Source organism: Methylotuvimicrobium sp. KM2, assembly GCF_038051925.1.
Lineage (GTDB): Bacteria > Pseudomonadota > Gammaproteobacteria > Methylococcales > Methylomonadaceae > Methylotuvimicrobium.
The window spans coordinates 3,085,002-3,097,530 of record NZ_CP150634.1 but is presented as its reverse complement, the minus strand read 5'-3'; the positions used below and the strand labels follow the sequence as shown (position 1 = coordinate 3,097,530).

Here is a 12,529-nt window from a genome sequence, read left to right as displayed (position 1 = left end):
CTTTTTCTAGGCTAACGCTAGGTGAGGGAAAGACAGGAACGTTGGGCGACAAAAAATGGTATCGATGCCTCATTGTCTAAGACTGCAAAACGGTAATTTTTTTCTGGTTCCCACGGTCCTCCGTGGGAATCCATACCTTGTCAGCCGAGGCAAGATCGGTATGCATTCCCACGCTGGAGCGATAATTGCCGGGTACTGAATAGTTGCATTATAAGCGGGTCTGGCTAAGATTGTCTTGACCGGCGAAGGTTTGGATGACTTCCTCGGCCAATTCGGTTATTTTTCGTCGCTGGTCTCTGGCATTTTTGCGCAAATATTCAAATGCGGCCTCTTCGGTGAGGAGTTGATTCTTCATTATTAGGCCAATCGCTATGCAGACGCTTCTGCTTTGGGATAGCGCTTTGTCGAGTTGCTTGTTTTCGTATTTCAGGTTAATGATTTCCTTGTTTCTTTCGAGTACCGCTTCGATGGTCAAAATCAATTGTTCGAGACTGCAGGGTTTGACCAAATAGTTCATGCATCCGGAGGCGATGGCGGCTTTTACTGTGTCTTCGTCGGAATAGGCGGACAAGAATATGACTGGAACGTCAAGCACTTGTACAAGATGTTTGGCAACGTCTATGCCGGTCATTTCCGGCATGCGGATATCTAAAACCGCAATGTCCGGCTTTTGATCTTGAGCGAGTTTAATAGCCGTATCGCCCGATGCCGCTTCTAATACATTATAACCGGATAGCCTTAGTCCACGGCTCATGGTTCCGAGAATGAGCCGGTCGTCGTCGGCAAGAAGTATTGTTTTATTCATTAATAGTTAAATTTAGGCCGGTGCGGCCGTAAGCGCTTAGGTAATCGCTAAAAATAGTTTCCAAAATATGCTTGTAAGTGATTCGTTTTTTGTTCAATAAGGAAGACGTGAACCTAGAGACTAAATTCCATAGGTGATTGGCTGTAACTATTCAGTCCACCGGCAATTATCGTTCCTAAGCTCTGCCTCATCGTTATACATAAGTCAAAAATCACCCTTTAGCAATCTTAATCAATGAGACCTCGATACCATTATATTGTCACTTAACACTCTCGGATCTTTCTCACCTAACGCTAGGTGATCTGCGTAGGGTACGCTGTGCGTACCATGGTAACCCCGCAATGTTCATGCGCCAAACCCAACCGAACCGCCAGGGCACGGCTTTGGTACGCTCAGCGTACCCTACAATTTATGTATAACGATGAGCGTTCTGCGTGGGAACGCCTGAGTACCGCCCCAGCGTGGTAACGATAGGGGATGCGAATAATTACGGTGAATCATGCATTCAACATAGCGAACTTATTCCTACCTTATTTTAAAGTCATATCCGCGCAATAGCGGTATCCGGCTAAAGTCTTGGCGGCTAAGCAAAGTTTAAGAAAGATAGGACAGAATCTGAATATAAAAGTTTGAAGTTTAACTACTTCTAGACGAACATAATTGGCTCGATCAAGATGCGCCAATAATTCGATAAAGAGAATACAAAGCGGGGGCTGGGGTTTGTATTTATTCCGGTAATCTAATTGAAAAGCATCTGGATGTAAAGAATTGGGGCGGCATTTTGTAATCATAGGCTTACTTGATGCTTGAGCTATAAAACGGATTGGTTTGGCTTTTATGAAAAATCAATGGCGGCATCATCGTTAATTGTGCGCTGACTGAATTGTTCGTCTGGTAAATGCACAATCGCGATTGTTCCGGCATCAATGTTTTAACTAGCGAAAGTCCGGTGCCGATTTTTATCGATTGTTCGAAATCGAAACCTTGGGGTAGCGAAGCCGGTTCGTTCTTGACGGTAAAGGTCGCATGATGCTTATCAAAATCCAGAGAAACCGAGAGTTTTTTGTTTACTCCGGGGGTGTGCTTGATGGCATTGAGCAATAGTTCGTTAACGATTAAAGATAACGAAACGGCATTGTCTCGATCGACTCGAATCGGATGATCGACGGGGATTTGCAGATCGACGGCTTCGTTGGTGCTAAAAAATAAGCGCTGACAGAATTCTGTCGAGGAATGAACAATGTCGCATAGATAAATTTCCCCGTTTTCTGTCTTGCTTTGCAAGCCGTAAGTAATTGCCAGCGAGTTGATCTGCAGCATGCTTTGTTCGAGAATCGCCTTGGCTTCGGGGTGTTCCAATGCGTTGTTTTGCAATAGGCCGAAAATTCCTTGTAAGTTGTTCTTGATTCGGTGATGCACCTCTCGGATTAGGGTGTTTTTATGCCGTTGCTCTCGCTCCAACAGTTTTCGGTCTTCCTCGATATGTTCGCAAATGCCGGATATTAATATGACAAAATAATCGATCGCACCGGAATCGTTGTTAACGGAGTTGACGGACAGTTTAACGCTGCTGACCGTGCCGTTTTTGTGAATAAATTGACCGTTGATGATTCCGTTATGGTCGATGTTCGGGGCCAACAAAAAACGCTCGTTCAAATCCGGAAAACCGAGCAAAGTCCGTAATGGGGCGTTTTTTAGCGTAGCTTGGTCATGGCCTGAGAGTCGATAGATATATTCGTTAGCCGATAGTATCCGGCTTTCGGGATTAATCGTTATAACCCCGATTAATCCCGATGTTGTAACGATATGCTGTAGTTGCTTGTTTTCGCTCGAAGCTTTATCGGCAAATTTATCGTCTTTTTGAATTACGTTGTGTATTTTTAACGGCTTACCGCTCGGATCCCTGATGACCTTGCCGTGTTGACGAATAGGAACGACTTCGTGTTCCGGAGTTTGTAAGCGATAGTGAGCGGTAAATGTATCAAGATGGATTAATGCGTCTTCGAAAACTCGTTTTATGCGGATTTGATCGTCAGGGTGAAGCTTTGTTAGAAAAAGATCATGGTTTATAGCATTTTCGTGTTCGGAAAAGCCGAATAGTTTGGCGAAATCCTCACAGCCTTCGATCTTTCCGGTTTCGATATGCCATTCGTAAAATACATTGTTTGTGGCTAACTTTAGATGTTTGAGTTTTTGCTGTTGGTCATGATGCTCAACAAGAAGATTGCGGTATTTTCGGTGATAACGCACAAAGCCCCAAATAGATAAGGCCGCGATCAGCATTGTTAAGTGCCCGGCTTGGAAAAAACTGCTCAGTGAAATGCTCGGAAAATAGAATCCTGACGCGGCAAAATAATTAAAATCGGTCATAGGTTATCCAGGTATTCAATACGGCTTCGAACCGACCTTAAAGTAAAACAATATTCAAATTATAACCAAGTGTGCCGCTCAGTTATTTGAATTAATTAATGCTTTTAAAATAAATATCCTTGTGAGATAAGGAACAAATCTGTTTTACTAACGGGCAAATTCATTTACTATTGTCGCCCTGATGGTGTAATTATTCACACCCCCTATCGTTCCCACGCTCCGGCGTGGGAATGAAAACCGAGACGCTCTAGCGTTTCGTACCGCTGGAGCGGTACTCAGGCGTTCCCACGTAGTGCGTGGGAACGATAATTTCCGGGGGACTGAATAGTTACCCCTGATGCGGCCCCCAGCCCCCGTGCCGCCAAGTAACGCTTTTCAGAGGCGTTAGACAGTCTGATTACAGCATTGTTTAGATTTCCTTTTTAATGATTGGTTGTTCTGAAAGTTTTGATGTACTTGCTAAGGGTGTGTCGATGTTTTCAGAGTATTGATCCGTTTTTTATTGGATTTAAGCGCTTGCGAATCGCTGGTAATTTAAGAGGGCTGCATGCAAAAACAAGAACATCGATTTCCGGCGAATAGACGCTCAGCAGACAACAAAAGCCTATCGAGCGTGGATGCCGAGTCTATTGAAATCAAGCTGGAAATCTACAAAACCTTGTTCGAAGCGACTTCCGACGCGATGATGATTGCAGACGAATCGACGCGTATTCTTTATGTAAACCCCGCATTCACAAATATTACCGGTTATACCGAACAGGATGTTCTGGGTAAAACCCCCAAGATTCTTTCTTCAGGTAAACAAGATATCCATTTTTACCGCCGAATGTGGCGAAGTATCACGACCAATAAACGTTGGCAGGGCGAAATTTGGAACAAGAAGAAATCCGGAGATGTCTTTCCGGCCTGGCAAACGATCAATGTGATCGGCGAAAAAGGCAAGCCGGCTCACTATATATCAGTGTTCAGCGATATTTCTCAAATCAAGAAATCACAGGCCGATTTGTGGACCTTGGCGCATTACGACTCGCTTACCGGACTCGCCAACCGTAGTTTGCTCGAGGAGAGAATAAAGCAAGAGTTGGCTACTACAATTCGCTTCAAGATTTACGGTGCATTGTTTTTTTTGGATTTGGATAATTTCAAAACCATCAACGACTCCTTGGGGCATAAAGTCGGGGATTTGCTGCTTAGGCAAGTTGCCGATCGCCTTAGAAGGGATCTTAGAGAGGAGGATATGATTTCCCGTTTGGGCGGCGACGAATTTGTTATCGTGTTGTCCAATCTTTCTTATGATAAGACCATTGCATCGAACCAGCTCAAAGTTGTCGCCGAGAAAATTCTCGATCTATTATTAATGCCTTATTTACTGGAGGGGCATGAGCTTCGTGTTTCGGTGAGTATCGGCATTACCTTGTTTCCGAATAACGGGGATACCTTCGATCATTTGTTGAAACAAGCCGATACGGCAATGTATGCCGCGAAAAACAGCGGAAAGAACACCTATTGTTTCTTTCATCCCGATATGCAAGATAAAGTCAATCAAAGACTGCAACTGGAGAAAGAGCTTAGAAATGCATTGGTTCACGATTACCTGGGATTAGTTTATCAGCCTCAATTTAATTATCATAAACAATTACTCGGCTATGAAGCATTGGTCAGATGGCAGCATCCCGAGCAAGGCGTCATTTCGCCGCAGGATTTCATTCCTTTAGCCGAAGAGACCGGTTTAATTGTCGAAATCGGTAGTCAAGTACTGACCAAGGCATGCGAGCAATGGGTGGCTTGGCACAGGGCAGGGAAGGAAGTTCCGCATATTTCAGTCAATATCAGTCCTAAACAATTTAGCGCTTCAGGCTTTATCGATTTGGTTAACGATATCGTCAGATCGACGGGAGTCGATCCCCGGCATATCATTCTGGAAATTACCGAAGGATTGATCGTTCAGAATGTCAAGGGCATTATCGAAAAGATGCATGCGCTGAAAGAATTAGGTTTACGCTTTTCAATCGACGACTTCGGTACCGGCTATTCTTCGTTATCTTACTTGACCCGATTGCCGATTGATCAATTGAAAATCGATAAGACTTTTGTAGTCAATTTGGGAATCAACGATAACGATGCGGTGATCGTCGAGACAATTATCGGCATGTCGAAACATTTAAAGCTTGATTTGATTGCCGAAGGCGTCGAAACGTGGGAGCAGCTAGAGCATTTGCACAGATGCGGTTGCGATGGTTTTCAGGGATATTATTTTAGTAAGCCGTTAGGCCGGGACGATATCTGATAGTCATTGACTTCTCGATTGTGGCTGCGAGAAGTCTATGTTCTAATGCTGTTGGTTATATAAAAAGGCAGGGATAAAATGAAAATTGTACCTCTGGAGACCGCATTACTCTATAAACCTTGTAGCGTCGGCGACTTAAACTTTCAAACCACCGACGAACTCAAGGATGTTGAAATCATCGTCGGGCAGGAGCGAGCTATTGCATCGATTCGGTTCGGGATTCGAGTCGATAAAGCCGGCTATAACATTTTTGCATTGGCGCCCTCGGGAACCGGCAAAATGACGACCGTTATGCAGTTGGTCGAGCAGGAAGCCGCACATAAAAAAATTCCTTCGGATTGGTGTTATGTGTTCAACTTCGATCAACCGGCCAAGCCTCGGCTTTTGTCCTTGCCCGCCGGAAAAGGCAAATTGTTCCAAAAGGATATGGAGCAATTGATCGATGAATTGAGAATCGCCTTGCCGGCGTCGTTTGAAGGCGACGAATACCGCTCACGAGTCGAGGAAATAGAGGAGGAGTCGCGGCATCGCGAGTTTCGAGAAATTAACCGATTGCGTGAAGAAGCCGCGAACGCCCATATCATCCTAACCGAAACCCCGACCGGCTATGCCTTCGCGCCGGTCGATGAAAAAGATGTAGTGATCGATGCCGAACGCTTCAATCAACTCTCCAAGGAAGAGCAGCAACGAATTCAACATGCGATCATTGAGCTGCAACAGCGCCTGCAAAAATTATTGAAGAAATTTCCGGCGTGGCGTAAGGAAACGAAGCGTAAAATCAAGGAACTGAACCGCGAAGTGGCCGAATTTGCAGTCGGCCATTCGATCCATGAACTCAAGGAAACCTACGGAGATCAACAAACCGTTCTCGATTATCTTGACGAGATCGAGCGCGATATTATCGGTCATGTACGCGACTTCATTCCTCACCGAGAGTCGGCTCTGCCGTTCATGGAAATGCCTCAACAATCCGATCCTTTCAAGCGTTATCAAGTGAATTTAATGGTCGACTTGAGCGATAACAAAACCGCGCCGGTCGTTTATGAGGATCATCCGAATTATGCCAATTTGATGGGGCGCTGCGATCATGAGGCCTTTATGGGCTCGTTGGTTACCGATTTCACGATGATCAAGCCGGGAGCATTGCATAAAGCGAACGGCGGCTATTTGATACTCGATGCGCGTAAATTATTGATGCAGCCCTATGCCTGGGAAAGCTTGAAACGGACGCTGCAATCCGGCGAAATCCGCATCGAATCGCTGGAGCGAAGCCTCAGCCTAATTAGCACATCGGCGCTTGAACCGGAGCCGATTCCGCTCGAATTGAAGCTGATTCTGTTGGGCGATCGGCTGATTTATTATTTGTTGAATTATTACGATCCCGAGTTTCAGGATTTATTTAAAGTCGCGGCCGATTTCGACGATACGGTGGGCCGAGAAGACTCGGCGATCGAATACGCAAAAGTATTGGCAACGATTGCAAGGCAGGAAAAATTGCAGTCCTTGAGCCGGGATGCCGTCGCGCGCGTGATCGAGCATAGCGCTAGGATGACCGGCGATGCCGAAAAGCTCTCGACGCATTTGCGCAGCATCAAAGATTTACTGATAGAGGCTGATTATTGGGCCGGTCAAAACGGACACGATTGCATTAATGCCAGTGATGTACAGCAGGCGATCGATCAGAAGGTCTATCGTTTGGACCGGATCAGGGAAAGGCTCTACGAGCATATTCAGCGCGGTACGGTGTTGATCGATACGCAAGGCAGCGTGGCGGGACAGATCAATGGTTTGTCGGTGTTGCAGATCGGCGAATTCAGTTTCGGTCAGCCCTCCCGGATTACCGCGACGACGCGCCTCGGTAACGGCAAACTGGTCGATATCGAACGGGAAACCGAATTGGGCGGCGCGATTCACTCGAAAGGAGTATTGATTTTGGCCGGTTTCATCGCCTCCCGATACGCCCGAAGCAAGCCGTTTTCGATGTCGGCGACGTTGGTTTTCGAGCAGTCCTATGGCGGTGTCGACGGCGATAGCGCCTCGCTTGCCGAATTGTGCGCGATTCTTTCATCGCTGACCCAAATCCCGTTACGTCAGGATTTGGCGATGACCGGTTCGGTCAATCAGTTAGGACGTGTGCAGGCGATCGGGGGCGTCAATGAAAAAATCGAAGGCTTTTTCGATATCTGTAAAAAACAAGGACTGACCGGGACTCAAGGCGTGATCATACCTTCCGCGAATATCAAGCATTTGATGCTGCGTTGGGATGTCGTGCATGCCGCCCAATCCGGGCAGTTTCATATCTATGCGGTGAAAAATGTCGATGAAGCCTTGGAGTTATTGACCGGAATGGTAGCGGGCGATCCTGACGAAAACGGCGTGTTTCCGCAGGATACGGTGAACGGTAAGGTCGATGCGCAATTAGCTCGGTTTACCGAAATCAGTCAGGCCTTTTTGTCGAAAAGCAACGGCCATGATTGACCTTAACGTTACCCCAAAAAAAATGTTGATTGCTGTCGATGCTCTGCAAGACTCTGCCTTGTTGGAGTTGGCGGCAAGCCTGGCGAGGTCGCAAGGGGCACAACTAACAGCTTTGTTTATCGAAGACATTAATTTGTTTCATTTGGCGGGTCTTCCTTTTGCGACCGAAGTGGATAGAGTGACCAGTGCGGAGCTCAAGTTCGATGCCGACCGAGTCGGTTCGGCATCGGCCCGCCGGATCCAGCGAATTCGTCAACAGCTCGAGGAGTTGGCGAAACAATCCGAATTGACGGTATCATTGACAGTCGTTCGCGGTCACTATCTGGCCGAGGCGATGGCGGCAGCCGCTACCATGGATTTATTGCTTTTGGATAGACCGCGCGGTAATCGGTCGTTGGCGATTAAAAAGATTTCCGTTAAAAAGTTTAGTCCTCCGGTTTGGGCAATTTATGATGGTACGGAAGGATCGGAACGAGCGCTTAAATTGGCTATCGATATTGCCATATCGCAAAAATCGGAGCTCAATATTATTTTGCAGAGGCAATCCGATAACGGCATTGCCGAAATGGAGCAACAAGCCAAAGCTTTGCTTGCGGGTAGCAATCTCGCTTCTCATTTCTTTATTCAATCAAGTCGAAGTTACGACTCGATCATGCAATATGTTTTAGAGCGTGGTTGCAGTATCGTCGTGCTGCGCGCCGATAGATCCGATCCTGAGGCTTCACAAAGTGCGGCGTCGATATTTGCCGACCGGCTCGGTTGTCCGGTGTTATTAGTTGCATAAGCCGAGATTAGCTGTTTTCTATATACTTAAAAAAGCATTTGACCAGTGACGATCATCAAGAATAGAAAGTTAACTCAATAGGTTGCAGTGTCTTTTTCTTACCTAGCGTTGGGTGTGGGAAGGCCGAGAATGTTAAGTTACACTAAATGGCATTAAGGTCACAAAAACTTAAATATGCTGTTACCTAAGTTCCAGCTTGGGTAACCTGTTCAGGAAGCCGGAGCTTCCAAGACTTCTAGCCCAAGCAGAGCACTCATTGTTATACATAAGTCGTAGATACCATCTTGCCATCTTGGCAAGTGTGACCCGATACAATTTAATGTTACTTAACGTATTCGGCTTCGAAATCGCGATCTGGGGATCGCTCCCACAGAGTATCCGGCCCCTTGTGGGAGCGACGCCTTCGTCGCGATTTCGAAGACGGGAACGTTGGGCAGCAAAAAATGGTATCGAGGCCTCATTGGCTAAGATTGCAAAACGGTAATTTTTGACTTCATGTATAACGATGAGAGCTAAAGCTAGGCAAAGAGCGTTAAGCGTATTGGCCGTTTGTAGCTTGATGCTTATGGGTTGTAAGCCCCGTTCTGCCAAAGCCTTCGATAAATACTACCTTGGATGCGTAGGGTTTGGGTCATTTTATAGTCCGCTAATCCTTGGCGGAAAATGCAATTTTCAATTTGTGAAACAAGACCCTAACGTCTTCGGCAACCAGATATAACGACGGAATCAGTACCAGTGTAATCAAGGTCGCAAACAAAATGCCGAAACCGATTGAAATCGCCATCGGGATCAACATTCGCGCTTGTCTAGATGTTTCCAGTATCATCGGCATTAAGCCGAAAAAAGTGGTGAGCGTGGTTAACAGTATTGGCCTGAAGCGCTGAATTCCGGCGGCTTTGATGACTTGTAAAGGTGTTTTGGCGCTGCCGATGCGATGTTCGTTCGCGTAATTAATCAATACCAGCGAATCGTTGACGACGATGCCGGATAGGGCGACGATACCCAGCATGCTAAGGATACTCAGGTCGTAACCCATCAACAAATGCCCCAATATAGCCCCGATGATGCCGAACGGAATGCTGACGATGACGATCAGCGGCAGAATGTAGCTGCGAAATGGAATCGCTAACATCGCGTAGATCGCCAGCAGTGCAAAGACAAAACTGATTTTGAGACTGCTGAGATTATCGGCCATTTCGGCTTGACTCCCTTGAAAACTATATTGCAATCCCGGGAATTCTTCTTGCAGGCGCGGCAGTTCGGCGGCTTTGAGGTCGTTAATGATTTCTCCCGCGCGGCTGCGTGGCGTGACGCCCGATTTGACTTGGATATTGCGTCGGCCGTTACGGCGGTTGATTTCGGTGTAGGCGCGGCCGCGTTCGATTTGCACGGCTTCGGTAAGCGGAATTTCGATTCCTGCCGGCGTACGCAGCATTAGGCTTTCGACGTTTTTTAGCGACATGCGCTCGTTTTCGGGCAGCCTGACCATGATTTTAATCTCATTACGGCCGCGTTGCTGACGGAGCACTTCGGCGCCGAAAAACGCATTTCTGACTTGCCTCGCAACATCTTGCGCCGTCAATCCCAAGCTTCTTCCTTCGGGCAGCAGCGTAAAGTCCAGTTGTTCCTTGCCGCTGGTCAAGCCGCTGTCGACGTCATTGACAATAGGGTAGGCGTTAAGCGTTTGTGCAAGGCGTCTGCTTGCTCGCTCCAGGACTTGTATGTCGCGGTGATTAAGTTCGACCGTGATCGCCGGCCCCCTACTGGGGCCGCCGGCGTCCGATTCGAATAAAATCGCTTCGATGCCGGCAATTTCTCCAGCCTCTTCGCGCCAGCGCCGGGTAAATTGCTCGGTACTAAGAATATCGTCGCGCACTTCGGGTGGCGCAAGATAGGTGCGCACGGTAGCCAAGTGGCTGCCGAGCGTCTGTTGCCTGTCGATTGTGCCGAGTTCGGTAAATTGCCCTTTCAATAATCGGTCCCCGTTCGGAACGTTTGATGCAACGCGCCGCGCCGCTTCCGACAGGTGTCGGGCGATGGCCTCGGTTTTTTCGAACGGCGTTCCAAACGGCATCGTTAAAGTGACTTGTGCATAATCGGATTCGACCTTCGGAAATAAGGTCATGCCCATACGTCCGCTAGCGGCATAGGCCAATGCCGCAATCAATAGTGAGAATGCCAATGTGACAGTCAGATATCGATGCTGGAGTACGCTTTCGAGAAATGGGCCATATCGATGCAGTGTCCAGCGGCGAAAGCCATCGCTGAAACGTTGTTGATAATGATGGATTTTGGCCTGAATACCTTGGCTTTTCAATGGTTTTAGGTGTCCGAGATGATTCGGCAGAATGAATAAGCTCTCGGCGAGGGACAGCAAGAAAACCGTGATCACGACCAACGGAATCATAAAAAAGATTTTGCCGGTAAATCCGGGAATGAACAGCAGCGGCATGAAGGTTGCGATGTTAGTTAGGATGCTGAATGTAACCGGCATCGCCATTTCACGGGCGCCTTGAATGGCCGCCTGCAGCGGAGACAGGCCTTCTTGTCGATAATGATAGATATTTTCGCCGATGATAATCGCATCGTCGACAACAATGCCGATCGCGATGATAAATGCGAATAATGAAATCATGTTCAGCGTGACGCCGATACTGGGCAGGAACAAAAACGACCCGAGAAACGCAATAGGAATACCCATCATGACCCAAAATGCCAGACGTAGCTCAAGAAACAACGCCAGCAAGATAAATACCAGCGACAAACCCATGGCACTGTTTCGCAACAAGAGGTCTATCCTTTGCCCGTAGTCTTCCGAGGCATCGCGCCGGACGTCGGTGAAGATGCCTTCGGGTAGTTCGGGAGCAATTTTATCGAGATGGTTACGGACCGTTTCAGAGACTTGTATCGGCGTTTGTTCTCCGACGCTATAGACTTGCAGCATCACGGCCGGCTTGTCGTTGAAAGTCGCATAATAATCGCTTTCATCGAAGCCGTCTGTTATTCGAGCGATGTCGCCGAGTTTAATCTGGCTACCGTCTGGGGTGGTAATAATAGGCAGTTGACTGAATTGGCGCCCGTAATCGCGGCGTTCTTTGATGCGGATCAAAATTTCGCCGCTGTCGGTTTTGACGCTGCCGGCCGGAAGGTCGATGCTGGCCGACGCGATGCGTTGAGCGATGTCGCCTAACGACAAACGATAGCGCCTCAGCATGTCTTGCGGAATTTCGACCGCGATTTCGAGCGGTTTGACCCCTTCGAGATCGATTTGGGTGATGCCCGGGTCTTGCAATAGTTGATCGCGGAGTTGTTCGGCCAATTCGTGTAAAACGGCATCTTCCGCGTCTCCGTATAATGCAACTGAGATTACTCTGCGCTTGCTGGCGATCAAGGTTATTTGCGGTTTTTCGGCATCGATTGGAAAAGTCGTAATGCGGTCGACTTCTTTTTGAATGTCTTGTGTAAACTTTTGCAAGTCGGTACCGCGTAGCGCTTCGACGGTAACCGTGCCGGCGTTTTCTTTTGCCGATGAAGTGATTTGTTTGATGCCGTCCAAGCCGCCTACCGCATCTTCGATCGCGAGGACAATGCCGCGTTCGACCTCTTCCGGGCTAGCGCCGGGATAAGCGACACTGATACTGACGCTGTCGATTTCAAAGTCGGGGAATACTTCTTGGCGGATATTGTTTAAAAACAGTAGTCCGCCGATGATGCACACGACCATTGCGAGATTGGCCGCGACCGAATGACCTGCCATCCATGCAACGGGGCCGGTGCGGCTTGGGTCTTGTTGTGACTGCATGAT

Annotated in this window: 6 protein-coding genes; 3 read left to right on the top strand and 3 right to left on the bottom strand. The window is 47.7% G+C overall.

The window, feature by feature from the left end:
* Nucleotides 1–208 precede the first annotated feature (208 nt).
* Together WJM45_RS12950 and WJM45_RS12945 are read right to left on the bottom strand one after the other, a co-directional pair.
* A complete protein-coding gene (locus WJM45_RS12950) occupies nt 209–805 on the bottom strand; it encodes a response regulator (RefSeq protein ID WP_341325519.1) in 597 nt (198 codons plus the stop codon).
* A gap of 795 nt (nt 806–1,600) precedes the next feature.
* Nucleotides 1,601–3,175, bottom strand: coding sequence for a PAS domain-containing protein (locus WJM45_RS12945; protein ID WP_341325518.1), 1,575 nt, complete (start codon nt 3,173–3,175; stop codon nt 1,601–1,603).
* A gap of 547 nt (nt 3,176–3,722) precedes the next feature.
* Between WJM45_RS12945 and WJM45_RS12940 the strand changes: the two genes are divergently transcribed.
* From WJM45_RS12940 to WJM45_RS12930, 3 genes are all read left to right on the top strand, one after another.
* The gene (locus WJM45_RS12940) at nt 3,723–5,462 is read left to right on the top strand and encodes an EAL domain-containing protein (RefSeq protein ID WP_341325517.1); all 1,740 of its coding nucleotides are present in this window, start codon (nt 3,723–3,725) and stop codon (nt 5,460–5,462) included.
* A gap of 78 nt (nt 5,463–5,540) precedes the next feature.
* Nucleotides 5,541–7,940: an ATP-binding protein gene (locus WJM45_RS12935; RefSeq protein ID WP_341325516.1), complete on the top strand. Its 2,400-nt coding sequence runs from the start codon at nt 5,541–5,543 to the stop codon at nt 7,938–7,940.
* Nucleotides 7,933–8,724 (top strand): universal stress protein, encoded by a 792-nt coding sequence (locus WJM45_RS12930; RefSeq protein WP_341325515.1) that lies wholly within the window; start codon nt 7,933–7,935, stop codon nt 8,722–8,724. The genes WJM45_RS12935 and WJM45_RS12930 overlap by 8 nt, the downstream gene beginning before the upstream one ends.
* A gap of 646 nt (nt 8,725–9,370) precedes the next feature.
* Here the strand turns inward: WJM45_RS12930 and WJM45_RS12925 are convergent.
* On the bottom strand, nt 9,371–12,526 hold the full coding sequence (locus WJM45_RS12925) for an efflux RND transporter permease subunit (protein ID WP_341325514.1): 3,156 nt from the start codon (nt 12,524–12,526) through the stop codon (nt 9,371–9,373).
* Nucleotides 12,527–12,529: the final 3 nt, after the last annotated feature.